The organism is Bacillus sp. LUNF1, from assembly GCF_011008975.1.
GTDB lineage: Bacteria > Bacillota > Bacilli > Bacillales > Bacillaceae > Bacillus > Bacillus velezensis.
Genome location: NZ_CP048876.1, coordinates 2,028,801 through 2,054,039, shown reverse-complemented (window position 1 = coordinate 2,054,039; position 25,239 = coordinate 2,028,801). Strand labels below are relative to the sequence as shown.

Here is a 25,239-nt window from a genome sequence, read left to right as displayed (position 1 = left end):
GAATCCTGCATAACAGGCGGCGTCCAAAGAAAAGGAACGTCCCTTTCAGTAATGATAAATAGGAGGTTTTTCGTTATATGAAGAAAAAAATCGCAGCCGGACTGGCTGTATCTGCAGTAATGACTTCAACCTTCGCCGTGCATCCCGCTGAAGCAAAAACCATTCAAGTAAAAAGCGGCGACTCTCTTTGGAAACTTTCCCGGCAATATCATACAAGTATTTCGGCCCTGCAGGCGGAAAATAAACTGAAATCAACGATACTCCACCCAGGACAGCGGCTGCACATTCCTGACGGCAGCGGCAAAACCGGACAAAAGGGAAAACGAAGCACGGGTGCTTACACAGTTACATACGGAGACTCATTATGGGTGATCGCAAAAAAATACAAAATGAGCGTTTCTGAGCTGAGAAGCCTGAACCGTTTGAGTTCAGATGTCATCTATCCGGGCCAGAAACTGAAAATTAAAGGGTCTGCCGGCGGCACGGACGGAGGCGGCAGACAGACAAAGCCTGATAAAGGCGCATCAGGGACTTACACTGTGAAGCCGGGTGACTCGCTGTGGAAAATCGCCAATCAAACCGGGATCACCATCGCCGAACTGAAAAAGCTGAATCAATTAACATCAGACATGCTGTATCCGAATCAAGTGTTAAAGATTAAAGGTTCTTCACATAACGGAAACAGCGGCAAAACACCGCCATCTCATTCAAACCCTTCTGAGAAGCCATCCACTTACAAAGTAAAAGCAGGCGACTCCCTCTGGAAAATTGCTAATCGGTTCGGCATCACCGCTCAGCTCATCAGAGAAAAAAATAAATTGACAACTGATGTGCTTCAAATCGGACAAGTTCTGGTGATTAACGGAACGGGAAAAACAGAAGATCCTGCGCGGCAGCCGGATAACAAACCGGCAAAGCCAAACAAGCCGAATACTCCCGAACCTCCGGTGACAGGGTCAAAGATTGACAGAATGATAGGCGAGGCGAAAAAACATGTCGGCGTTCCTTACCGCTGGGGAGGCAATACGCCTGCGGGCTTCGATTGCAGCGGTTACATCTATTACCTTTTAAATAAGGTAAGCTCTGTTTCCCGTCTGAGCACGGCCGGATATTGGAATACGATGAAACATATCAGCCAGCCGTCAGCAGGCGACTTTGTCTTCTTTACGACATATAAAGCGGGTCCTTCTCATATGGGAATGTATTTAGGCGGAGGAGATTTTATTCACGCAAGCTCCTCCGGGGTTGAAATTTCAAACTTAAGCAATCCATATTGGAAAAAAGCGTATTTAGGAGCGCGCAGTTATTTTTAAAAAAAGCCTTTCGGGGCTTTTTTTTGTTTACCATTTTCACGTTTTGACAAGACTGATGGGTAAAAAAATAAGGGGGAGGAAGCATGAATCGTCTCTTGCTTTTTCTCATGCTCGCATCAATTACGCTTTGCGGCTGCGGGGGGAGACCCGCTCCTGTTCCGCCCAAAAAACATGGGGAAAGCCGCGCATTGGAAGCATCTGCATACCGTGAGCATGGCGGACTCATCAATCAAAACGGAAAAACGATCGGATATATCGAAGTGAGGGAATCTGATGATGAAGGGTCAGACATTCATATATCAGCGGGGCATCTGCCGCCCGGCGCTTCTCTCGGATTTCATATTTATGAAAAAGGGACTTGTCAGGCACCTGATTTTGAATCAGCCGGGGGACCGTTCAACCCTTTGAACAAAGAGCACGGCTTCAACAATCCGATGGGTCATCACGCCGGGGATCTCCCCAATCTTGAAGTGGGGGCTGACGGTAAAGTGGATGTCATTATGAACGCGCCGCAAACTTCATTAAAAGAAGGGAGCAGACTCAGCCTGCTCGACCGGGACGGAAGTGCGTTCGTCATTCATGAACATACGGACGATTATTTAACAAACCCGAGCGGAAATTCCGGAGCCAGAATCGCCTGCGCTCCCCTGACAAAAAGCGCCCGCAGGGAATGAGCCCTTTTGTATTGAGTATACAAGGGCTTTTTTAGTATACTCGGTTATGGAATACAAATGGAAAGGAAACATCACCTATGACTTCAGAATTACAGCACCTATCACTTCCGGAAGATATACAAAACAAACTGCAGGCTTATCAAAATCATCCCATTTCCCAAGAATTCCGGGATTTAATCGGATCATCAGGCTATGAGGCCGAAGATAAAGCGATTGTATTCGATGCCGTCATTGCTTTGACAATGGGAAAAAATATCTTATTAAAAGGACCGACGGGTTCAGGGAAAACAAAATTGGCGGAAACGCTTTCGAACTATTTTCATAAACCGATGCACAGCGTCAACTGCTCCGTAGACCTCGATGCAGAAGCGCTTGTCGGCTATAAAACGATTGAAAATGAACAGGGACAGGCGACAATTGAATTCGTTCCCGGACCTGTAACAACCGCAATGAACGAGGGACATTTTTTATACATTGACGAAATCAATATGGCAAAGCCTGAAACCCTTCCGATTCTAAACGGCGTGCTTGATTACAGAAAAATGATGACAAATCCCTTTACAGGAGAAGTGATTAAGGCAAGCGAAGGATTCGGTGTTATCGCCGCGATTAATGAAGGCTACGTCGGCACCGTTCCGCTGAACGAAGCCCTTAAAAACCGTTTTGTCATCATTGATGTTCCGTATATTAAAGGAAGCCTCCTGAAACAGGTGCTGACCTCTCAGTCTGTCTTAAAAGATGAGAAATTAATTGAGCGTTTTATGACGCTGTCTTCTGATTTAATCGCACAAGCGCATAACGGACAAGTGTCAGAAGAAGCGGCGTCCATCAGGGCTCTCATTGACACGTGCGACTTGGCTGCGTACATCCCGCCGAAACGGGCGATTGAAAGAGGCATCGTGGAAAAACTTGACGACGACAGGGAAAAAGCCGCTGTCAGAAATATTGCAGAAACGCTGTTCGAATGAGGGACATACAATGAAGTTTATCAAATTTAATGACAGCACGATTGATTCGTTTTTGTTCATGATGCTGACTGACCTGGCCAAAACACTGACCAGAAGCAGTGAAGTTGAAGTGGAATACGGCGTGCAGTCTTACTACAATCCCTTTGAAAAGAAAATTTACATGAGCCACTTTTGGAAAGACCGATCAGCCGGGGATATGGAAGCCGGCCTGAAAAGCGATGTCTATTTGCGCGCTGTCGGAACACGCAGCAGCTCATTTCGGGAATTTGCGGGGTTTTTAAATGACGTTCACCGGCACTTTACCCGCCAAAGCTTTGCCAAGCAGCTGTTTATGCTGCTTGAGGATATCAGAATTGAAGAGCTGATCAAAAAAGAACGGCCGGGAACGAAACGTGTTTTTCAGAAGCGGAGGGAGATGTACAGGAAATATTTCACGACGCAGCTGACATTGAATTTAGAACGGAGCATTTTCACCGACGCTTTGTATTGCGGGATGTTTGTCAAGCTGACGGCTGAGTCTCCGCTTGAAGGCATTCCTTCCATGCATGAACATATTGATATGATGATACCGTATATTGAACGTCAGCTCATCCGGGTGTATGAAGCGGATTCTACGGAACAGATTGCAAGAATAACGGAAGACCTCATGGAAGGCCTTGATGAAGTGCTTGAGAAAGATATGCTGAACACGTACTTTTTTCTGCCGGAACTTGATTACGAAAAAGCGGCTGAAGAGCCTTTATTCGAAAGCGTAAAAAAAGCGCCTTCGTTAAGTGACGATCTCACGCTCCCTGAGTCTTCCGACGGAGATGAAGAAATCCTTGAAGAGAAAATGAATACGTGGCACCGGGAAACCGAAGCGCCGGCAAAAAGTTTCCTTCAATTTGATATTGAGCACGGCGCGAAATCAGATCTTGGGAAAGACGCGGCCAGAGAAGGCGATGACGGTGACCAGGCGCTCGGCTCCGTTCAAGGTTCCGCACGTCAGACGAAAAGAGAGGATTACTCCAAACTGGAAGCGCTTGAATCCATTCAGGATCAACATGAGGGCGCGGGGCTGGCTGACGGAAAAGAAAACAAATTTGCCTTCCCGGTTTATCAAACGCCTCATAAAGCGTCTCCTGAAGAGGAGCAGTCTTATAAAGAACAGGCAAAAACGATAGAATCATATCAAAAACGCCTGAAGCAGATGATACAAAAAACACTTGAGCACAAAAAAACGCTCCCGCGGACCGACCTTCACGCAGGCCGGCTGAATCGCAAACTGATCCGTTATTTTACGGAGCGGAACCCGCGCCTTTTCTATAAAAAGCAGGACCCGTCTTCAGACATTGACGCCGTTTTTACATTGCTTGTCGATTGTTCGGCCAGCATGTTCGACAAAATGGATGAAACAAAAAGAGGGATCGTTCTTTTTCATGAAGCCTTGAAATCAGTGTCCGTACCGCACCAGATCGTCGGGTTTTGGGAGGATACGAACGAAGCGACTGAAACGAGTCAGCCGAATTTCTTCAATACCGTCATTCCGTTTGAAGAGTCGCTGCTGCAGGCGGCGGGTCCGCTGATCATGCAGCTTGCGCCTGAAGAAGATAACAGAGACGGATACGCCATCAGACAAATGACGAAACAGCTGATGCGGCGGAGTGAGGCGCAAAAATTTTTAATCGTGTTTTCAGACGGAGAGCCGGCAGCATTCGGATACGAACAAAACGGCATCGTCGATACGAGCGAGGCTGTCATCGAAGCGAGAAAAAAAGGGATAGAAGTCATAAATGTTTTTCTGTCCAATACTGCGATAGAAGAATCACAGATGAAAACCATTCAGGATATGTACGGAAAGTACAGTATTTTTGTTCCGGATGTCGATCAGCTGCCCGATGTGCTGTATCCGCTCTTGAAAAAACTGCTTCATAAAAGCATAGGATAGGCTTTTTCCTATGCTTTTTCGCTTTTTATTTTAAAATGATTTAATTTTTTCGGTATTGATCTGTTTTTTTTACTATTTTGTGAACAATCAAGGTAGAATCCAAACGCAATCAGTGGTAAAATATCCTTGGAAGCGTTTTTATTACATAATTTTGGGCACAGCGTTCAAAAGTTATTTCAAGATAGTGAATTGATCACTTGATTATCTAGGTTGGGGGTAATATTCAAATGTTTCAAAATAATATGAAACAAAGAATGAATTGGGAAGATTTTTACGGACCGAACCTCGGCTATGCACTGGAGCTGTACGACCAATATGCTGAAGATCCAGACAGCATTGATCCGGATCTGAAAGACATGTTTGACGAACTCGGCGCTCCGCCAAGCCAAATAAAAGAGGCATCGGGAACAAAGGAACAGGGACGCGTCACCGCAGATCTGATTCAAAAGATCGCAGCAGCAGTTAAACTTGCAGAAGATATTCGAACCTATGGCCATCTGAACGCTTCCGTCAATCCGCTCAGAAAGGATCCGAAAAAGAGCGAGCTCTTTCCGTTATCCGAGTATGGGCTTACAGAAGAAGAAATGAAAGCAATACCCGCGTCTGTCATCTGTAAAGACGCACCTGCCAATATAACAAACGGCTTAGAAGCCATCCAGCATTTACGCAATACCTATAAAAGAACCATCTCCTTCGAGTTTGACCATGTGCATGATTTCGAAGAGCGCGCATGGATTACAAAAATGGTCGAATCCGGAGAACTGTTCCGGAAAAATTCACCGGAAAAACTGTCAGCCGTTTTAGAAAGACTGACGGAAGTAGAAGGATTTGAACAATTTTTACACCGGACATTCGTCGGTCAGAAGCGTTTCTCAATTGAGGGGTTAGACGCGCTTGTGCCGGTTCTTGACGACATTATCGCCCAGTCTGTGAAAGCGGGCACAACCAATGTCAATATCGGGATGGCGCACAGAGGCCGTTTAAATGTGCTTGCGCATGTGCTCGGCAAACCGTATGAGATTATTTTCTCAGAATTCCAGCACGCGCCGAATAAAGACCTTGTGCCGTCTGAAGGATCGACCGGCATCAGCTACGGCTGGACGGGCGATGTAAAATATCACCTCGGTGCAGACAGACAGCTTCAGGATGCTGAAACCAAAAGCGCGCGGATTACGCTTGCAAATAACCCGAGCCACTTGGAATTCATCAATCCGATTGTTGAAGGAAGCACGCGGGCGGCACAGGAAACAAGAACGCAAAAGGGGTACCCGGTTCAAGACGAAACAAAATCGCTCGCCATTTTAATTCACGGTGACGCAGCGTTTCCGGGAGAAGGCATTGTCGCCGAGACGCTGAACTTAAGCTCTCTGAAAGGCTATCAGGTCGGCGGGGCCATTCATATCATCGCCAATAATATGATCGGCTTTACAACTGAAAGCGATGAATCACGATCCACGAAATATGCCAGTGATTTGGCGAAGGGCTATGAAATCCCGATCGTTCACGTCAACGCGGATGATCCGGAAGCATGCCTGTCAGCCGTTAAATTTGCGGTTGAATACCGGAAGCGGTTCAATAAAGATTTCTTAATCGATTTAATCGGGTACAGACGGTACGGCCACAATGAAATGGATGAGCCGTCAACGACACAGCCGATGCTGTATGACGCCGTCAGAAAACACCCGACTGTCAAGCGGATCTTTGCGGAAAAACTCGTAAGTGAAGGTCTGATCAGCGAGGAAAAAGCGCAAAACATCGAAACGGCAGTGACAAAACGAATTGAAGACGCCTATAAAAAGGTGCCCGCCAAAAAAGAAGACGCCGTACGGGAAATTGAATTGCCGGAACCGGTGTCCAACGGTTTTCCAGACGTTGACACAGCCATTGATTTTGATGTTCTCCGCAAGCTGAACGGCGAACTTATCAACTGGCCGGAATCTTTTAACGTGTTCGGCAAGCTGAAAAGAATCCTGGAAAGACGTTCAAAAGCGTTTGATGATGACCGTAAAGTTGAATGGTCATTGGCTGAATCGCTTGCGTTTGCTTCCATTTTGAAAGACGGCACGCCGATCCGGCTGACCGGACAGGATTCAGAGCGCGGAACGTTCGCTCAAAGAAACCTTGTGCTGCATGACAGCGAAACAGGAGAAGAATTTGTTGCCCTCCATCACTTAGACGACTGCGCTGCTTCATTTACGGTGCATAACAGCCCGCTCTCTGAAGGATCGGTTCTCGGCTTTGAATATGGATACAACGTGTATTCGCCTGAAACGCTCGTGATGTGGGAGGCGCAATACGGGGACTTTGCCAATGCGGCTCAAGTCTATTTTGATCAATTCATATCTGCAGGACGGGCAAAATGGGGACAAAAATCAGGACTGGTCATGCTGCTGCCTCACGGTTACGAAGGGCAGGGCCCTGAACACTCCAGCGGCCGCGTCGAGCGGTTCCTGCAGCTGGCGGCGGAAAACAACTGGACGGTGGCCAACCTGACAAGTGCGGCTCAGTATTTCCATATTTTAAGAAGACAAGCGAAAATGCTGCTTCGTGAGGAAATCCGCCCGCTTGTGATCATGACGCCGAAGAGCCTGCTGCGCAACCCGAATACGGTATCTGAAGTGCAGGAACTGAGCGAAAGCCGATTCAAGCCTGTCTATGAGCAGTCCGGTCTTTCCCATGCTTACGAAAAAGTGACTCGCGTCGTATTATCAAGCGGAAAAGTGTCAATTGATATCAGCGATCACTTCAACAAAATGGAAGGCGATAAGGATTGGCTTCATATTGCCAGAATCGAACAGCTGTATCCGTTCCCGGCAAAAGATACGAAGGAGCTTTTCGCCAAACTGCCGAACCTGCAAGAGATCGTTTGGGTTCAGGAAGAGCCGCAGAATATGGGGGCATGGAGTTATATCAGCCCGTATCTGACGGAAATCGCGCCAAAAGGAGTAAATGTCCAATACATCGGCCGAAGAAGACGATCCAGTCCCGCAGAAGGAGATCCGACAGTCCACAAAAAAGAACAGGAACGCATTGTATCTGATAGCTTGACTCGCAAAAACTAAGGGGGAAATGAAAAAATGGCGGAAATTAAGGTACCTGAATTAGCAGAATCAATCTCAGAAGGAACGATAGCCCAATGGTTAAAGCAGCCCGGTGATTATGTAGAACAGGGTGAGTACTTGCTTGAACTGGAGACGGACAAAGTAAATGTTGAATTGACAGCAGAAGAATCGGGTGTTCTAAAAGAGGTATTGAAAGATTCGGGTGATACCGTCCAAGTAGGAGAAATTATCGGTACCATTACAGAAGGCGCTGGCGAAAGTTCTGCACCCGCCCCTTCAGAAAGTGCTCCAGCCAATGAACAAACGAAAGAGGAAGCAAAAGCTGAACCTGCTGCACAAGAAGTCAGCCAGGAAGCACAATCAGAAGCGAAATCCAGAACGGTAGCGTCTCCGGCTGCACGCAAGCTGGCAAGGGAAAAAGGAATTGATCTATCACAAATTCCGACGGGAGACCCGCTCGGCCGCGTGCGCAAACAAGATGTAGAAGCTTATGAAAAACCGGCTTCAAAACCTGCGGCACAGCCGAAACAGCAGGCTCAAAAAACACAGCAAAGCTTTGACAAACCTGTCGAAGTGCAAAAAATGTCCCGCCGCAGACAAACGATCGCGAAACGATTGGTTGAAGTGCAGCAGACTTCTGCGATGCTGACTACATTTAACGAAGTTGACATGACGGCCGTTATGAATCTAAGAAAACGCCGTAAAGACCAATTCCTTGAGCAAAACGATGTAAAACTCGGTTTCATGTCGTTCTTTACAAAAGCCGTCGTGGCTGCATTGAAAAAATTCCCGCTCCTTAACGCTGAAATTCAAGGCGATGAGCTGATCGTGAAAAAATTCTATGACATCGGTATCGCTGTCGCGGCTGAAGAAGGGCTTGTCGTCCCAGTCGTGCGTGACGCTGACCGCCTGACGTTTGCCGGCATTGAAAGAGAGATCGGCGAACTTGCGAAAAAAGCGCGAAATAATAAATTAACATTAGGTGAGCTGCAAGGAGGCTCCTTCACGATTACAAACGGAGGTACATTCGGATCGCTTATGTCAACACCGATCCTAAACAGCCCTCAGGTTGGGATCTTAGGTATGCACAAAATTCAGCTGCGCCCAGTAGCGATTGATGCGGAGCGCTCTGAAAACCGTCCGATGATGTACATCGCTTTATCATACGACCACAGAATTGTAGATGGTAAAGAAGCGGTCGGATTCCTTGTCACCATTAAAAACCTGCTTGAAGATCCGGAACAGCTGTTGCTGGAAGGATAATTTGAGACAGACAAAAAGTACACTGCCCTTACAAGCAGTGTACTTTTTTTATTGAGAGAAGGGGAGAATGTATATGAAAAGCTGTTATCCGCTTGAGATCGAATTTGAATATAATGAAGAATTGCATTCTATCACTCCGGTTCTTCTGCAAGACGAACATGACACGATATTAATAGACTGCGGATATCCCGGTTTTACAAACCATCTTCAACACGCTGCTGCCCGGCATGGTATGTCGCTTCATTCATTGACAAAAATCATTGTAACGCATCACGACATAGACCATATCGGCTCACTCGCTGCATTACACCGTTTGCATCCGGATATCAGCGTGACAGTACATGAGCGTGAAGCGCCGTATATTGACGGCTCTAAAAAATCTTTACGGCTTGAGCAGGCTGAATCAACGTTTTGTTCATTGCCAGAGGATGCAAAGCCTTATGCAAAACAGTTCATCCGCTCGCTTCAATCAGTCGAATCGGCTCCAGTTCACCGGACAGTTACTGACGGCGAGCTGCTGCCTTGGTGCGGAGGCATTCGCGTTGTAGCCACACCGGGTCATACACCCGGCCATATCAGTCTTTATCTGCCTGCCGAAAAAACTATGGTCACAGGTGATGCGGTCGTCATTGAAGACGGAAAGCTGAACCTTGCTAATCCTAGCTATACGTTACATATGGATGATGCGGTCCGTTCTGTGCGGCGGCTGCTCGATTACGATATCCGCCAATTGATTTGTTATCATGGAGGTCTATTTCAGGGGGATGTGAAAAAAGCGCTTTTGCGTCTGTTTCGTGATCTGCAGAATAAAAAAGGATAGGAGCGGCCAGCCTATCCTATCCTTGTTCAGTTATGAAAACGGAATCTTTGCCGTTTCTTCTTCTTCGGTGCTGTTTTTCTCTTTTTTCTTAGACCAGTAGGTGGCAAGAACAGACCCCGACAGATTGTGCCATATGCTGAAAATTGCGCTCGGCACGGCTGACAAAGGGGAGAAATGCGCTGTCGCAAGCGCTGCACCCAGTCCGGAGTTTTGCATTCCGACTTCGATCGCAATCGCTTTTTGTGAAGCATAATCCATTTTGAACAGCTTTGCAGTCAGGAATCCTAACAAATATCCGATTCCGTTATGTAAGATGACGACAGACACAATCAGCAGTCCTGATTGAAGCAGATGCTCACGATTTACGCTGACGACAGAGGATACAATCGCTACGATGCCGATTACCGACACGAGAGGAAGCGCGTGCACGGCTTGTCCGACCTGTTTTTTGAAGAACAGCTTCACAATCACCCCGAGGACGATCGGCAAAAGCACGGCTTGCATTATGGAAACAAACAGTGAACCGAAAGAAACGGGGAGCCACTCTTTCGCAAACAGCATAATAAGTGCCGGCGTTACAATAGGAGCAAGCAATGTTGAGATCGTGGTGACCGCAACAGAAAGCGCAGTATTGCCTTTCGCCAAAAACGTCATGACGTTTGATGCCGTACCGCCCGGACAGCATCCGACCAGAATGACGCCCGCGGCGATTTCTGCGGGGAGGCGGAGCCCGATTGATAAACAGAAAGCCGTAAGCGGCATAATCGTAAACTGGCAAGCGACTCCGATCACGACATGCCAAGGCTTTCTGATTAATTCTTTAAAATCGTCTGCTTGAAGAGTTAGCCCCATCCCAAACATAATAATACCAAGGAAAATCGTCATATAAGAACTGATCCAAGAAAACAAATCAGGGCAGGCGAATCCTAAACCGGCAAAGACGATAACCCACAAGCCAAAGGTTTGGCCTGCAAACCCGCTTATTTTTTTCAGCCATTCCATAAACACAGCTCCTTTTACATTCAATCAATCAGTCAGAAAATATGACTGACTTTTCTGTATTCCATTATAAATAATTTTCTGAATAATTCAATATTAAATATAAGTTTTCAATAAAATTATTATGTAAACTAACATCTTCTTGACTATTCAGACATATATTCTTACAATTGATTTTTATACTGAAATGAATTGGGAGTGCTGAAGTGAAAGAAGCTAATCAATGGTCATCTAAGCTGGGATTTATTTTAGCTACGGCCGGCTCTGCAATCGGGCTCGGCGCAATATGGAAGTTCCCTTACGTAGCGGGAACCAGCGGAGGCGGCGCTTTTCTGCTTGTTTTTATTTTATTTACTGTTTTAATCGGACTGCCGCTTTTACTTGCTGAATTTATTATCGGCAGAAAAACACAAAAAAACGCCGTTGAATCCTATAAGGCGCTCGCGCCGGGGAAAAAGTGGCACTGGATCGGATATCTCGGAATCATTACGTGTTTTATTCTATTATCCTTCTACAGCGTAGTGGGGGGATGGATATTAATCTACATTATAAAAGGCTTTACAGGCGGCTTATCGCTTTCTTCGGGATTTGATACGTTATTTATCGATACCATTTCAAACCCTTATGCAGCGGTTTTCGGTCAGCTGCTGTTTATCGTGCTGACGATTTTAGTTGTGGCAAAAGGGGTGAGCAGCGGAATCGAAAAGGTAAGCCAGGTGCTGATGCCGGCTCTGTTTATTCTGTTTATTCTCTTAATGATCCGCTCCGTTACGCTGCATGATGCAGCGAAGGGATTAAAATTCTTCTTTATGCCTGATTTTGGCGCGATGGATGCCAATACCATTTTATATGCGATGGGACAATCATTTTTCTCGTTAAGCGTCGGAGTGTCCGTAATGGTTACATACAGCGCATATTTAGAAAAAGAAGAAAATATTGTTCAATCCGCCGTATCGGTGACGGTATTAAATGTCCTTGTTGCTGTGATGGCGGGAGTGGCGATTTTTCCGGCGGTGTTTGCATTCGGCCTCAAGCCGGATCAAGGCCCGCAGCTTTTATTTAACGTGCTGCCGACCGTCTTTAACCAAATGCCGTTGGGCATCGTGTTTTTACTCGCCTTTTTGCTGCTGTTTTTATTTGCGACGCTGACATCGGCTTTTTCAATGCTTGAAATTTTAGTTGCTGTTTTGTCAAAAGGCGATTCGGCAAAACGGAAGCGGTATGCATGGATCGGGGGACTTGCTATATTTATTGTCGGGGTCCCTTCGGCGCTGTCGTACGGAATTTTGAGTGATGTTTCTATTTTTCACCGCAGTATTTTTGACGCTGCGGATTTTCTGGTCAGCAATGTCTTAATGCCGCTGGGTGCGCTTTTAATTGCCGTTTTCGTACCGCTGAAAATTCCGAAACAGATGCTGTTTGACGAACTGAAAAGCGGTTCCGGTATAAAACGAAAATGGTTTGCAGTCTGGCTCCTATTAATCCGTTATCTGGCTCCTGTAGCCATTATTATCGTTTTTCTGCACGTGCTTGGTATTTTTTAAACCAAAAGAAGCAGGCCCCCGTTCAGGACGGGGGCTTTTTTAATAAAGCGGCCATATCACGCGGTGCGCTTGTTCGAACCGTTTCTCCGCCTCCCGCCAATCAACGACATTCCACCATTGATCCACGTAAGCCGCGCGGTCGTTTTTATATTGTAAATAATAAGCGTGTTCCCACACATCCAGCGGAAGCAAAGGAATGACGTCCCACTGGCTGTAGAGCTGATGCTTCTCAGCGGCCAAAATCTCCAGCCGCCCGGCGCGCGGCGCCCAGACTAGGATAGCCCAGCCGACTCCTTCGACTTTTTTCGCCGCTTGAGAAAATTGCTCTTTAAAAGCGGAATAGCTTCCGAATGACACATCAATCATTTGAAAGAGCGCACCCGTCGGCCGTCTTTTTCCGTTTGGATTCATCGAAAACCAGAAAATACTGTGCAAATAATGGCCCGCGCCGTGAAACGCCAATTGCCGCTCCCAATGCGCCACTAAGTCGTACTGTTTCGTCTGTCTCGCTTTTTTGAGCTCCAGTTCTGCTTTATTCAGACCGTCAACATAGCTCTGATGGTGTTTGGTATGGTGGAGTTTCATAATCTCTCTTGAAATATACGGTTCCAGTGCGGAATAACTGTAAGGCAGTTTAGGGAGGACATGCTTGCCGATCGGCACATAAGCTCTGCGCTCATCCGGCTCTTCGGGTTCAGTAATGTCCCGGTAAAGTGCCGATGCCTGTTCATACCATTCCGCCTCCGTTAATCCATCATCCTGAAGGGTGTGAAAAATCCGGTCGATTTGTGCCGCGAAGCGATCGAACCGGCCTTGCTGAATGACTTGTTCCTTCAAGGTTTCACACCAATTCAGCATCTCGGTTTGATAAGCGTGCCGTTTCATTTTTCTTCCTCCTTTTCACTCACTTTCATAAAAGTGCTGAGCGCAAGCAAAGAAAACACATACGGGTAGCTGTGATACCTGATGTAAAACTGCTTCGGCAGGCCGATTCCGGTCGGATAGCTGAAAGCGGCGCCTTCGTAATGCCGGTTTTCAATAAGAAAAGATATGCCTTTTGTGACGGCTTGATGATGAGTTTTTTCGTATTGCAGCAAAGCTTCGGCCGCCCAAGCCGTCTGTACAAGCGTCCCGTAATAAAGCGGAACATAGGTTTTGACTTCTGCGCTTTTACAGGATTCTCCCCAGCTTCCGTCCTCGTTTTGAATGGACTTCAGCCAGCGGATCGCTTTTTTTACGGCCGGGTGGTTTTGGCTCACGCCGCAAGCCTTCATCCCTGTCAGCGCCGCCCATGTGCCGTAAATATAGCAGACACCCCATCTGCCGTACCACGATCCGTCCTCTTCTTGATGGCGGATCAGCCATTGGACGGCTTTTTCAATCTGAGGGTGATCAGAAGAAAGCCCCGCTTCTCCTAAACAGTGCAGCACCCGTCCAGTTAAGTCGCTTGTTGAAGGATCGATGGCAGCTTCCTCAGCCGATTCCAGCGGCAGCAGGCGGACCAGCGGATGATTGACATTTTTCTCAAAAGCAGAGAAGCCGCCGTCACTGTTTTGCATGGACAAAAGCCAGCTCAGTCCGCGTTCCCATGAGGCGGGATAAAGTTTTCGCGGAATGGCTTTGAGCACTGCGGCTGTGTCATCACAATCAGGATTATTTGTATTAATGTTTGAAAAACCCCATCCTCCCGGTTCAGCATGCGGGTTGTGAACGGCCCAATCAGCGACTTTCGTCTGCTGCCGTTCACGCAGAAACCGGGCGGCGCTGGTTATCATCTGATCGTTATCTGAGATACCGCTTTTCATAAGCGCATAGTTGAGAAGCGCCGTATCCCAAACGGTCGACGTTGAATTTTCCAGGTACGGTATATCGCCGCAAGACGTGAGCAAAGCTTTCGTGCCGGCAAGTGCTTTTCTGATAACGGGGGAGTGGCGCGATACACCGAGAGCGAGCAGGCCGTACACCATAAAAATAGTGGCGCTCGCATAGCTGTATAATGTGCCGTCTTCCTCAATCCGGTCAAGCATATACGTTTTGGCCGTACGCAGACCGAGCTGGTGAAAAGCGGCAGGAATCTGCCAAAGCCGCTTCCAGTGCGCGAAAAGAGAAGAGAGGTCTCTGTTCTCATCCTGATCGGAACGAAGCCATGTAAACGGATTTTTAGTCATATGCCGATCTAAATGCGCGAGAGACGGAACGTTGGGATTTTTCAGCGAAAATCTTTTGTTAAGCGTCACGGCCATCGGTACAAAATGAATACGGGCGTATGTACTGAACTGGTAAAAATGCAGCGGGAAGGATGGGGGAATGACTAAGAAAGATAATGGCAGATGCAGCGCGGGCCATGGATAAAGGCCGTTTGCCGCAAGCATCCACTTTGTCATAAAGTGTACGTTGCGCAAGCCGCCATTTGAGATGATAAAGCGTTCGGCCTGAATCATATGCGCCTCAGAACGGCTATATAAACCGGAAGCCAGCAAGCCGGCATAGCCCTGTACAGTGGCGGTCACATTTCCTTTCCGGTCATCAGGATAGTTGGCAAAAGTTCCGTCCGGACGCTGTTTAGCGCGAATGCCTTCTGCAAGCTCAGCGATCAGTTCTTTATCATTGTCTCCAAGAGAAGTGAGAAGGAGGATCAGAAAGGCGTTTGTCAAAATCGGTCCTTCAAAACAAAATGACCATGAGCCGTCTGCATTTTGCGTTTCTCTTAATAGGGAGATGGTTTTCTTTTGGCGGCTTCTGACGTTTTCATGAATTGTGCTCACACTCGCTCAACTCCTTCAGAAGCATATATATTCATATGTAAAAGGCGGCATGACAAAAGAAAGAAACTGCTGACAGGCAGCAGTTTCTTGTTTGATTTAATCTTCCAGATTGATCCAGACGCTTTTCACTTCTGTATAATTATTCAACGCGTAAGAGCCCATTTCCCGCCCAAGGCCGGATTGCTTATAGCCGCCGAAAGGAGATGCAGCATCGAAAACATTGTAGCAGTTGACCCAAATAGTGCCGGCTTGGAGACGGTCAGCAATGTAATGGGCGTTTTTCACATTCTCAGTCCAAAGTCCGGCTGCAAGGCCGTATTCCGAGCGGTTCGCCCGCTCAATGACTTCATCTACCGTATCATACGGAATGGCGGCTAAAACAGGGCCGAAAATTTCTTCTTTTGCGATGGTCATGCTGTCATCCACATCCGCAAATACAGTCGGGGAGACAAAATACCCTTCTTCAAACGGGCAGCTGCCGCCCGCGACAGCTTTGGCTCCTTCCGCTTTTCCTTTTTCAATATATGAAAGCACGCGCTCATGCTGTTCCTGACTGACGAGCGGGCCGATTTGTGTATCTTGGTGAAGGCCGGCGCCTTGCTGAAGCGATTTCGCATATGAAACCATTTCGCTGACGACCTCATCATATTTGTCTTTGTGAATGAAGACACGGGAGCCTGCGCAGCATACCTGCCCCTGATTAAACATGACCCCGTTTAAAGCGCCGGGAATGGCTTTCTTTAAATTGGCGTCAGGCAAAATGATATTAGGTGACTTTCCGCCAAGCTCCAGTGTCACGCGTTTAATTTTTTTTGCGGCTTTTTCCATGATTTTTTTGCCGATTTCTGTAGAACCGGTAAAAGCGAGTTTATCGACATCGTCATGGTTGGTCAGCGCTTCCCCGGCCGTCTCGCCGAACCCTGGGACAATATTGATGACGCCGTCAGGGAAGCCCGCCTGATCTATTAATTCCGCTAAATAGAGGGCGGTCAGCGGTGTCTGTTCCGCCGGTTTCAAAACGATTGTGCAGCCTGTGGCAAGGGCGGCGCCCATTTTCCACATCGCCATAAGGAGCGGGAAGTTCCAAGGGATGATCTGCCCCACGACGCCGACAGGCTCATGGCGGGTGTAATTAAAATATGAGCCGGCGACCGGAATCGTTTGTCCGGTTATCTTTGTAGACCACCCGGCATAATAACGCATATGCTCAATTGCGAGCGGGATATCCCCATTCGTCGTTTCATTAATCGGTTTTCCGTTATCAAGTGTTTCAAGCTGCGCGAGTTCCGTTTTGTGCTCTTCCATTAAATCGGCAAGCTTATACATCAGCCTGCTTCTGGAAGCGGCCGGCATAGTGCGCCATTCGCCGTGATCAAAGGCTTTGCGTGCCGCTTTCACTGCACTGTCAATGTCTTCTGACTGTGCCTCGTAAAGCGTCATCAGCGTTTCTCCGGTTGCCGGATTCGGTGTGACAAATGTTGATCCTGAAGCGCTCGGAACAAATTTTCCGTCAATATAAAGTTTCTTCGTGCCCTGTAAAAATGTTTCCAGCCTTTTTGTGATCTGCATCGTTAAAGAACTCATTCGTAACAAACCTCCCGAAATTTTTTTATGGTCTGTTTTGAGCATCTTGATGTCCGCGCGAAGTAAGCGCATACAGTCATTTTATAATAACACCTCCGGTAAAATCAATCGATAACCGTTATTGCAATTCACAAGAAAAAACGGCTACAATAAGCTTATCGATTAAGAAAAGGAGTTTTATAAATGATTCATAATAATTGGCAGACAAAAGAAAGCGTCAAAAAGGTCAAATGCGTACATACAGATGCGAAAAAATACATTGTCAAAAATGTGCTGACGTCGGGTAAAGAGTATGAAGTCAAAAATGAAACAGAAGAATTCATTTTTGTTGTAGACAATACAAACAAAGTCGGAGGCTTCTACAAAGAGTATTTTGAAGAAGTTTAAAGCTGAATGAATTTATTTTGCCTGAGCCATACTAAAAAAGACTACATATAAAGGGTGGCTGCAAAATGAAAAAAACAGAGCAAGACAAACAAAATAAAACATTAGATCAGCTTCAGCAAGTGCAACCTGAAGAAGGCACCGACACGACGATGGAACAAATTTCAGATACCTATAAAGAAGGAACAATTGAAGATACGGATCGTTGATGTTTTGTTAAAACCGCGGCATTGGAGAAGCCGCGGTTTTTTATGGCGAAAATAAAAAACTGACTTTTCGAAAAAAATACCGTTTTCTTGAAACCTTTTCTTTCGCTGAACCGTACTACTTCATAACAGCGGCACCTTTCGCGAAGGGCTTTTTTGATGAACGTTCTAAAAATGTAATCTGTTCGTAATGGTTTAAATGCCGTCTATGTCGTATTCTTATATAGGGATAAAGAACTTATTTTTTTATGATTGTAATAAAACAATAGTATAGAAGCAGAAAGTGGGGTTCTTCATTGGGAATTTTTTCTGTCAGCAGATCAACCGACACAAAAAAGCTGGAGGCTTTGCTCGTTGAGGGAGAACGGATCGAAACGATTTATAAACTGCGGGTTGACCAAATATGCTTTACGAATAAACGAGTGATTTTCTTTGATAATAAAATGTTCTCCAAAAAGAAAGTGCGCGTATTTCTTCCATATAAAACAATTGAAAGCTTCGCCATTCAAGAAGCGGGGATGTTTGATCCCGATACCGGGCTTGTATTAATGACAAGGGGAAAAACTTTCGAATTGGAATTTGCAAAAGAAACGGACTTGACTGAGGTTCAAGCCATCTTAACAAAATACTTATGCAGTTAAATATCACATAAAAGCCATCCGAATGCATGCGGATGGCCTTTTTATTATATAATGCTCGTTTTTCCGGAGTTCGAATCAATGAGATCCGGATCAGCAATAGAACTGATGGGGATATAAATCGGCGCCAAATCACCATTTTCTTCACCGAATCCGTAGTTGATCTTATTGGATAAAAAATAATCGATTTGCTGATACGGGCCGATCGTAATGGAAGAACCGCGGTCGACTGCATTTACTTTAAATCCTCCTACATTTACCAAAACCGGCGAAAACATCATAATGGGCCTCCTTTTCCGGCAGGGATTTTATCGCATGCAGACTCAAAGGCAGATGGAGAATCAATTTGATCCCGGTCATCCACTTTGCTGTGCGTGCCGATGAAGCCGCTTGCATCTCCGAAGTTCTGTCCGTATCCCTGATTCTTTTTATCAGAATTCTGCCATTCCGCCAGTAAATTTTGTCCGACATTCACCGCTGAAGCATTTTCAAAGGAATTAATTTTCAACATGAAAATATTAATATTGATATATGGAGTTGGTTGAACCACAGGCAAACCTCCTTTAATACAGGTGTATGCCGGCTGTTATGACCGTATGCTTAGACAGGGGGCGATAAAAATGGATTTCGATAAGATGAAGCAGTGGATGGAAATGGCGCAAAACATGTCCGGCGGCGACTTTTGGAAAAACGTTTTTGATGATGAACAACTGAAATCATTTCAAAACGGCCATTCTCATTTTCCCTTTCAACAGGGAGATGGGCAAATGAGAAGAAATGAGGATGCTTTTCCTCTTATAGATATTGTGGAAACCCATGATGAGCTCCAATTTTTACTGTATCTGCCCGGCTACCGGAAACAAGATGTTCAGCTGCTGTCCTACGGAGAATATATCGTCGTAAAAGGCACGAGAAAATCCTTTTTTAATGAACAGGATTTTAAACAGAAGACCGGAAAATACGGCGATTTTGAAAAAAAACTCGACCTTCCGCATTCCGCTCAGGGGACGAAGGGAATGCAGGCGGTATTCAAAGACGGGATTTTATATATATCGATTGCTAAACATCTGGGGGATGCAAGCCAGATCATTATCGAAGGCTGATCTTGTTCGCGGTGCCATCTATTAAATCTGAATCATCGATACTCATGATAGGGATGACGACAACGGTGCAATCACCGTTTTGTTCACCGTACCCTTCATTTCTTTTATTGGCTGCTGTGTTTCTCACCATAATGGAAGAGCCGGTGTTAAAAGCTGCTCCGCCGCTGATTCCGTTCATTTTTATATACTCAAAGTTGATAACGGATGGAAAAAACATCATGATTCGCCTCCTTTTTGTATATCATGTTTATATATTCGCAATGCGGGACGCATAGAACTTTCCAAGAGTGACGGGGAAAGAAGTGATTTTCTTTGAAAAAAATAATGAAAGAGATTTTCAAAAAAGTGTGTGAAGAAGAATTAGACCGGCTTAAGAAAGTGGAACAACAGCTTGATGAGCTTCAGGATAAGTGTCATTTTGAGCCGCAAACGGTTGAAGGGGAAAAAACATATGTCCATATTGAGCATGTCAAAGTGGACAAGGTTGAATACAATATTGATTTTGAAAAGCTGAGTATAGAAGAGCTGAGCGGTATGCTGAATATCGGCGCCACTTACCATACACCGGAGCATAGGCTTAAACAAGCCTGCGCTGAAGAATTTCGGGACAACCGGCAAAATGATGCTGCGAAAGAAAAAAGACAGACAAAGCAGCAGACACCCAATGTCACCATCAGGGGGAGAAAGCATTGACCTCCGTTGTTTCAGCCTCCTTTTTCTAGGGTATGTATTAACAGATGCAGCGAAGAATACAGACGAAAAAGGAGATGATGAATATGTCATTATCAAAAGAACAGCAGGACAGCCTTTATCATAAATTAATCGATTTAAAGGAAAGTCTTCAGGGAGAATCAAAAGAAAATCATTCAATGAGCGAAGACACAGGAGAACTATCGAACGGAGTAGATAATCACTTAGCTGATCACGGAAGCATTTATTTGGACAGGGTCACGAATCAGACGCTGGACGGTGTCGATCAGAATCTTTTAGATGAGGTGAATGCCGCGCTTGAACGAATGGAAAAAGGAACATACGGGATTTGCGAGAAAACGGGAAAAGAAATTCCTTATGAAAGACTTGAAGCCGTGCCGTACGCCAGAATGACCGTCGAAGCGCAGCGAGAAACAGAAGGGGATGTGAAAACAGACGCTCCGTCATATGAAAGGGAATTTCACGAGCAGGTGAAAGACCTCTCAAATAAAGAAACCGTTGATCAAAAAAGCTCACAAACTTACGAAATCCTGGATCGCGAGCAGGATTCACAATAATAGCAGCAGGTACATTCATATGTACCTGTTTTTTTATTCCATAAAAAATCTCAAAATCGAAATAAAATCATTGACTTTATATAAAAAAGAAAGTAACATACTATTTGTAAGTAAATATTAAAAGATTACCGGGAGGAATTTAGAATGTCTCAAGTATTATTTGTAAAATCAAGTGATCGTACGGCTGAAGAAGGCGTATCCGTAAAATTATACGAAGCGTTTCTGGCTGCTTATAAAGAAAACAATCCGAATGATGAAGTGATCGAACTTGATCTTCATAAAGAAAACCTTCCTTACCTCGGAAGAGATATGATTAACGGAACATTCAAAGCTTCAAAAGGAATTGAAATGACAGACGAAGAGAAAAAACAAGCATCAACTGCTGACATTTACTTAAATCAATTCGTCAAAGCTGACAAAGTCGTGTTTGCATTCCCGCTTTGGAACTTCACAGTGCCTGCTGTGCTTCATACTTATGTTGATTACCTGTCTCGCGCAGGAGTTACTTTCACATACACGCCTGAAGGACCAAAAGGTCTGATGGGAGATAAAAAAGTAGCGCTCTTAAACGCACGCGGCGGCGTATATTCTGAAGGACCGATGGCATCTCTTGAAATGTCATTAAACTTCATGAAAACCGTCCTCGGTTTCTGGGGTGTCCAAGATCTTCACACTGTTGTCGTTGAAGGCCATAATGCTGCACCGGATAACGCTCAAGCGATCATTGAAAAAGGACTGCAAGAAGCGAAAGATCTGGCTGCAAAATTCTAATTTCCATTAACTCTTGCGCCCATACAGGGTGTGAGAGTTTTTTCTATTATAGAAGAAACTGGCGGCAGCTTTCGATCTGATCTTATATTGATATATTGATATTTTGTCGAAAAAACAATTTTTATGTAGAATAAAGCATTTTTCACAAAGAAAAAAGGTTTTCTGTAAAAGAATTAACCCTCTTGCCAAAATACGACTGATGGTGTAGGATATAAGAGAAGCTACATTGTTCGTATTGTTAATTAAGTTTTAACCTTTAAGCTGTAATAGGGAGTTTTATATCGAAGCCGGAATGTCATGCCTCCATTGCAGAGGACGACAGGAACGCTTCTGCAAACACCCACTTTGAGGAGTGGTGGTTTAAAACTTTCTTACTTGCGTACGGCATACGTAGCGAAAGCCATTTCCCTTGCGGAGATGGCTTTTTATTTTGCATTGCCCTTGAGCAGCGTACTTTATCAGTATGATAAAATAAAAGAATCAAAGACAAAGTGAGGTTTTACAACATATGCTGGATAAAGCCCAATCCCTTCTGGCGCATTATTTTGGCTACGACAGTCTTCGCGCGGGCCAAAAGCAGGCGATACAATCAGTTGCAGAGGAGAGAAAAAACACGGTCTGCATTATGCCGACGGGGGGCGGAAAATCAATCTGCTATCAGATTCCCGCACTGCTGTTTGAAGGAACCACAATCGTTATTTCCCCTCTTATTTCCTTAATGAAAGACCAAGTCGACGCGCTTGAAGAAGCGGGTATCGCGGCAGCTTATATTAACAGCACCCAGACAAGCCGTGACATTCATGAGCGCCTGACCGGTTTGAAACAAGGGGCTTACCGGCTCTTTTACATCACACCGGAGCGTTTGACTTCTTCTGAATTCATTCACATCCTGCAGAATATTACGGTTCCTCTTGTCGCCATTGACGAAGCTCACTGTATATCGCAATGGGGACATGATTTCAGGCCGAGTTACCGGAATATCGAAATCCTTTTTAATGAATTAAAAGAACCGCCCGTCATCATCGCATTAACGGCGACGGCTACGCCTGAGGTTCATGATGACATCTGCAAGCAGCTTCATATTAAGAAAGAACAAACTGTATATACCGGTTTTGCCAGAGAGAATTTAACGTTTAAAGTAGTAAAGGGCGAAAACAAAGACCGGTTTATCGAGCGGTATCTGGAAAAAAATAAACACGAAGCCGGCATTATATATACAGCGACAAGAAAAGAAACCGACCGTTTATATGAGAAATTAAAACGCAGCGGCATCAATGCCGGCCGTTATCACGGCGGATTGGCGGATGATGACAGAAAAGACCAGCAGGAGCGGTTTCTTAACGATCAGATACAAGTGATGGTAGCTACGTCCGCTTTCGGAATGGGAATCGATAAGAGCAACATCAGATTCGTTTTACACGCGCAGATTCCGAAAGATATGGAGAGCTATTACCAGGAAGCCGGACGGGCCGGGCGCGATGGTCTTAACAGCGAGTGTGTGCTCTTGTTTTCGCCGCAGGATATTATGGTGCAGCGTTTTTTAATAGACCAATCGGCCGCCGGAGAAGAAAAACAAAAGCAGGATCTCAAAAAACTGAGACAGATGGTGGATTACTGTCATACGGAAGATTGCCTGCAGCGGTTTATTCTGAAGTATTTCGGCGAGAATGAGGCGGCAGCTTGCGGAGCATGCGGCAATTGCACTGATACAAGGACCGCCCATGACGTCACAAAAGAAGCGCAGATGGTATTGTCATGTATTATCAGAATGAATGAGCGCTTCGGAAAAACGATGGTGGCGCAGGTGCTTAGCGGCTCAAAAAATAAAAAAGTGCTGGAAAACGGCTTCAGCAGCCTGTCCACTTACGGCATTATGAAGCATCAATCCGCAGCGGAAATCAGTGATTTTATCGAATTCCTTATTTCAGATGAATATATCAAAATGGCGGACGGCACATTTCCGACGCTTATGGTCACCCAAAAAGGCAGGGACGTTCTGCTTGGAAAAAGCGCAGTCGCGAGAAAAGAAGCCTTACAGGCCGCCGCCGTTACCGAAAATGATGAATTATTTGAGCTTCTCCGGCGTCTCCGCAAAGAGATTGCAGCTGAACAGGGTGTGCCTCCATTTGTCGTGTTCTCAGATCAGACGTTAAAAGAAATGTCGGCGAAACTTCCGAAAACGGATCAGGATCTTCTTTCCGTAAAAGGGGTCGGGGAACAAAAAAGATTGAAATACGGAGCGGTTTTTTTAGAAGAAATCCGAAATTATGTAAGAGAAACAGAGTGAAAAAAAGTTTTTTTAGAAATTTGCACATTGTGTTTTTCATTGGCGCCGGAAAAATCAGAGGCTTGAAAACCCTTGCTGTATCAAGATTTCAGCAAGACTTACCAAGCGAGAGAAATGTTTCATGTAAAGGAACTGTAATCTAATTCAAATCGTTTTGTTATTGAACTGACATTTTCATATGTTACGATATCACCTGTTAGCCGCCAATAAAAAGCTAACAAGGGAGGATTTACTTATGAAGAAGACGATTATGTCCTTTGTCGCAGTTGCAGCAATTTCAACAACTGCATTTGGAGCTCACGCTTCTGCTAAAGAAATCACGGTGCAAAAGGGTGACACGCTCTGGGGGATCTCGCAAAAAAACGGAGTGAACCTAAAGGACTTAAAAGAATGGAATCAGTTATCTTCTGATTTAATCATTGAAGGAGAGAAACTGACTATTTCTTCAGTAGAAACAACCACATCTGGGCAGTACACAGTGAAGCAGGGCGACAGCCTCTGGAAAATTGCTCAGAAATTCGGAACATCAGTCGGCAATCTGAAAAGCTTGAATAACTTGCAATCAGATATAATTTACGCAGGCACAACGTTAAATGTGAAAGGTCAGGCTCAGGCTGCACAGCCGGCTCAAGAAGCCAGCCAGCCGCAAACTGAACAAAAACCAGCTGCCGAGACAGAACAGCCGAAACAAGAAGCTGTCAAAAACGAGCAGCCTAAACAAGAACCTGTTCAAGAACAACAACCTAAACAAGAAGCGAAGGCTGTCGAAGCAAAACAGCAGCCTGTTCAATCAAATACAAACCAACAAGAGCCTAAAAAGCAGCTGACAATGACTGCAACTGCTTACTCTGCTAACGACGGCGGCATTTCCGGTGTAACGGCAACCGGTGTTGACTTAAACAAAAACCCTGATGCAAAAGTCATCGCGGTAGACCCTAGTGTCATTCCGCTTGGCTCTAAGGTTTATGTTGAAGGTTATGGAGTGGCAACAGCAGCAGATACAGGCGGCGCAATTAAAGGAAATAAAATTGACGTATTTGTTGCAAAGAAAAGTGACGCTAACAACTGGGGCGTCAGAACAGTAAACGTTAAAGTATTAGACTAGTTTCATATAGAGATGAAGAACACAAGGCGAAATGCTTTGTGTTCTTTTTTTCTTCCCTTTTTTGACTGTATATAATCGTTATATGCGGAAAAAGAAAAAGCGTTTCTCTAATATAATAAGGAATGGATGTGAAAACGGAATCTGAAGGGATGTATGAAACTGATGGAGCCGGAATTTATATGTTTATGGAATGCCTTCACAGAATCACCGGTGTTTCAAGCAGGTATATGCACCGCTTTCGCCATTGTGCTCGTTATCGGACTGTCTATGCCTGCTGTCAGGCTGTTTCAGGCGCTTGACAGAGGGAGAGGAAGGCCGGCCGTTATTGAAAAGGTGAGACGTACTGGCGTGATGAAGAATGGCAGGCACGAGCTTGTGCTTATTTTAAACGTAAAAAACCAAGACGGAACGCATGATAAACGTGAACTGACACACGCCGTATATAATGAAGAGATCAGCCGTTTTTATGAAGGAGCTTCCGTATGGGTGACGGCAGCGGCTGGCGGACGAATTATGATCGCTCCGCGCACGCCGCGGCATAAGGCGTCAAAATAAAAA

At 45.5% G+C, this 25,239-nt stretch carries 25 protein-coding genes and 1 other RNA gene; 19 read left to right on the top strand and 7 right to left on the bottom strand.

The features are described 5' to 3' along the window. The first annotated feature begins 77 nt into the window (after positions 1–77). The 7 genes from G4O42_RS09700 (at position 78) to G4O42_RS09670 (ending at position 10,027) form a co-directional block, all read left to right on the top strand. Positions 78–1,313: a C40 family peptidase gene (locus tag G4O42_RS09700; RefSeq protein ID WP_032873404.1), complete on the top strand. Its 1,236-nt coding sequence runs from the start codon at positions 78–80 to the stop codon at positions 1,311–1,313. Positions 1,314–1,396: 83 nt separating this feature from the next. Then, entirely contained in the window at positions 1,397–1,987 is a 591-nt protein-coding gene (locus G4O42_RS09695; protein ID WP_032873406.1) for a superoxide dismutase family protein, read from the top strand. Positions 1,988–2,064: 77 nt separating this feature from the next. Next, on the top strand, positions 2,065–2,955 hold the full coding sequence (locus G4O42_RS09690; protein WP_032873408.1) for an AAA family ATPase: 891 nt from the start codon (positions 2,065–2,067) through the stop codon (positions 2,953–2,955). Positions 2,956–2,965: 10 nt separating this feature from the next. Beyond that, positions 2,966–4,882: a vWA domain-containing protein gene (locus tag G4O42_RS09685; RefSeq protein WP_032873411.1), complete on the top strand. Its 1,917-nt coding sequence runs from the start codon at positions 2,966–2,968 to the stop codon at positions 4,880–4,882. Positions 4,883–5,109: 227 nt separating this feature from the next. After that, positions 5,110–7,944 carry a 2-oxoglutarate dehydrogenase E1 component gene (sucA, locus tag G4O42_RS09680; RefSeq protein WP_032873414.1) on the top strand — a complete coding sequence of 945 codons (2,835 nt, stop codon included), beginning with the start codon at positions 5,110–5,112 and terminating at the stop codon, positions 7,942–7,944. 15 nt (positions 7,945–7,959) lie between these two features. After that, positions 7,960–9,207, top strand: a complete 1,248-nt coding sequence (gene odhB / locus G4O42_RS09675; protein ID WP_003153764.1) for a 2-oxoglutarate dehydrogenase complex dihydrolipoyllysine-residue succinyltransferase — start codon at positions 7,960–7,962, stop codon at positions 9,205–9,207. Positions 9,208–9,280: 73 nt separating this feature from the next. After that, complete coding sequence (locus G4O42_RS09670; protein ID WP_032873416.1) at positions 9,281–10,027, top strand: MBL fold metallo-hydrolase; 747 nt, start codon at positions 9,281–9,283, stop codon at positions 10,025–10,027. A 30-nt stretch (positions 10,028–10,057) separates the two neighbouring features. Here G4O42_RS09670 and G4O42_RS09665 read toward each other — a convergent pair whose 3' ends face one another. Then, entirely contained in the window at positions 10,058–11,029 is a 972-nt protein-coding gene (locus G4O42_RS09665; RefSeq protein WP_032873418.1) for a bile acid:sodium symporter family transporter, read from the bottom strand. A gap of 203 nt (positions 11,030–11,232) precedes the next feature. On the opposite strand from G4O42_RS09665, the gene G4O42_RS09660 reads away from it, so the two are divergent. Next, positions 11,233–12,570 carry a sodium-dependent transporter gene (locus tag G4O42_RS09660; protein ID WP_032873420.1) on the top strand — a complete coding sequence of 446 codons (1,338 nt, stop codon included), beginning with the start codon at positions 11,233–11,235 and terminating at the stop codon, positions 12,568–12,570. Between the two features lie 39 nt (positions 12,571–12,609). On the opposite strand, the gene G4O42_RS09655 is transcribed toward G4O42_RS09660, so the two are convergent. The 3 genes from G4O42_RS09655 to G4O42_RS09645 form a co-directional block, all read right to left on the bottom strand. Continuing rightward, complete coding sequence (locus tag G4O42_RS09655; RefSeq protein ID WP_007611962.1) at positions 12,610–13,455, bottom strand: superoxide dismutase; 846 nt, start codon at positions 13,453–13,455, stop codon at positions 12,610–12,612. Beyond that, a complete protein-coding gene (locus G4O42_RS09650) occupies positions 13,452–15,335 on the bottom strand; it encodes a terpene cyclase/mutase family protein (RefSeq protein ID WP_032873423.1) in 1,884 nt (627 codons plus the stop codon). The genes G4O42_RS09655 and G4O42_RS09650 overlap by 4 nt, the downstream gene beginning before the upstream one ends. A gap of 96 nt (positions 15,336–15,431) precedes the next feature. Beyond that, on the bottom strand, positions 15,432–16,919 hold the full coding sequence (locus G4O42_RS09645) for an aldehyde dehydrogenase family protein (RefSeq protein ID WP_007611960.1): 1,488 nt from the start codon (positions 16,917–16,919) through the stop codon (positions 15,432–15,434). A gap of 183 nt (positions 16,920–17,102) precedes the next feature. On the opposite strand from G4O42_RS09645, the gene G4O42_RS09640 reads away from it, so the two are divergent. From G4O42_RS09640 to G4O42_RS09630, 3 genes are all read left to right on the top strand, one after another. Next, positions 17,103–17,306, top strand: a complete 204-nt coding sequence (locus G4O42_RS09640) for a DUF6501 family protein (protein WP_032873426.1) — start codon at positions 17,103–17,105, stop codon at positions 17,304–17,306. Between the two features lie 65 nt (positions 17,307–17,371). Next, the gene (locus tag G4O42_RS09635; RefSeq protein WP_108017290.1) at positions 17,372–17,512 is read left to right on the top strand and encodes a DUF4025 domain-containing protein; all 141 of its coding nucleotides are present in this window, start codon (positions 17,372–17,374) and stop codon (positions 17,510–17,512) included. A 293-nt stretch (positions 17,513–17,805) separates the two neighbouring features. Beyond that, positions 17,806–18,150, top strand: a complete 345-nt coding sequence (locus tag G4O42_RS09630) for a PH domain-containing protein (RefSeq protein WP_003153783.1) — start codon at positions 17,806–17,808, stop codon at positions 18,148–18,150. A 44-nt stretch (positions 18,151–18,194) separates the two neighbouring features. Here G4O42_RS09630 and G4O42_RS09625 read toward each other — a convergent pair whose 3' ends face one another. Next, positions 18,195–18,428, bottom strand: coding sequence for a hypothetical protein (locus tag G4O42_RS09625; protein WP_003153785.1), 234 nt, complete (start codon positions 18,426–18,428; stop codon positions 18,195–18,197). Further along, positions 18,425–18,697 carry a hypothetical protein gene (locus G4O42_RS09620; RefSeq protein WP_032873428.1) on the bottom strand — a complete coding sequence of 91 codons (273 nt, stop codon included), beginning with the start codon at positions 18,695–18,697 and terminating at the stop codon, positions 18,425–18,427. Before G4O42_RS09620 ends, G4O42_RS09625 begins: the two co-directional genes overlap by 4 nt. 70 nt (positions 18,698–18,767) lie before the next feature. Here G4O42_RS09620 and G4O42_RS09615 point away from each other — a divergent pair, with 70 nt between their 5' ends. After that, entirely contained in the window at positions 18,768–19,250 is a 483-nt protein-coding gene (locus G4O42_RS09615) for an Hsp20/alpha crystallin family protein (RefSeq protein ID WP_003153787.1), read from the top strand. Here G4O42_RS09615 and G4O42_RS09610 read toward each other — a convergent pair. Then, positions 19,237–19,470, bottom strand: a complete 234-nt coding sequence (locus G4O42_RS09610; RefSeq protein WP_032873431.1) for a hypothetical protein — start codon at positions 19,468–19,470, stop codon at positions 19,237–19,239. The genes G4O42_RS09615 and G4O42_RS09610 overlap by 14 nt on opposite strands. 92 nt (positions 19,471–19,562) lie before the next feature. Here G4O42_RS09610 and gerPC point away from each other — a divergent pair, with 92 nt between their 5' ends. The 7 genes from gerPC (at position 19,563) to G4O42_RS09575 (ending at position 25,236) form a co-directional block, all read left to right on the top strand. Continuing rightward, positions 19,563–19,943 carry a spore germination protein GerPC gene (gene gerPC / locus G4O42_RS09605; RefSeq protein ID WP_032873433.1) on the top strand — a complete coding sequence of 127 codons (381 nt, stop codon included), beginning with the start codon at positions 19,563–19,565 and terminating at the stop codon, positions 19,941–19,943. Positions 19,944–20,026: 83 nt separating this feature from the next. Continuing rightward, the gene (locus G4O42_RS09600) at positions 20,027–20,518 is read left to right on the top strand and encodes a TraR/DksA family transcriptional regulator (protein ID WP_015417624.1); all 492 of its coding nucleotides are present in this window, start codon (positions 20,027–20,029) and stop codon (positions 20,516–20,518) included. 144 nt (positions 20,519–20,662) lie between these two features. Beyond that, positions 20,663–21,289, top strand: coding sequence for an FMN-dependent NADH-azoreductase (locus G4O42_RS09595; protein WP_003153791.1), 627 nt, complete (start codon positions 20,663–20,665; stop codon positions 21,287–21,289). 215 nt (positions 21,290–21,504) lie between these two features. Then, a non-coding RNA gene (gene ssrS, locus G4O42_RS09590) (6S RNA) lies at positions 21,505–21,690 on the top strand. Positions 21,691–21,797: 107 nt separating this feature from the next. After that, positions 21,798–23,576 carry a DNA helicase RecQ gene (gene recQ, locus G4O42_RS09585; RefSeq protein WP_032873435.1) on the top strand — a complete coding sequence of 593 codons (1,779 nt, stop codon included), beginning with the start codon at positions 21,798–21,800 and terminating at the stop codon, positions 23,574–23,576. 235 nt (positions 23,577–23,811) lie between these two features. Beyond that, a complete protein-coding gene (locus tag G4O42_RS09580) occupies positions 23,812–24,681 on the top strand; it encodes a 3D domain-containing protein (RefSeq protein WP_007407985.1) in 870 nt (289 codons plus the stop codon). Between the two features lie 162 nt (positions 24,682–24,843). Continuing rightward, positions 24,844–25,236: a hypothetical protein gene (locus tag G4O42_RS09575; RefSeq protein WP_025284849.1), complete on the top strand. Its 393-nt coding sequence runs from the start codon at positions 24,844–24,846 to the stop codon at positions 25,234–25,236. Positions 25,237–25,239 lie beyond the last annotated feature (3 nt).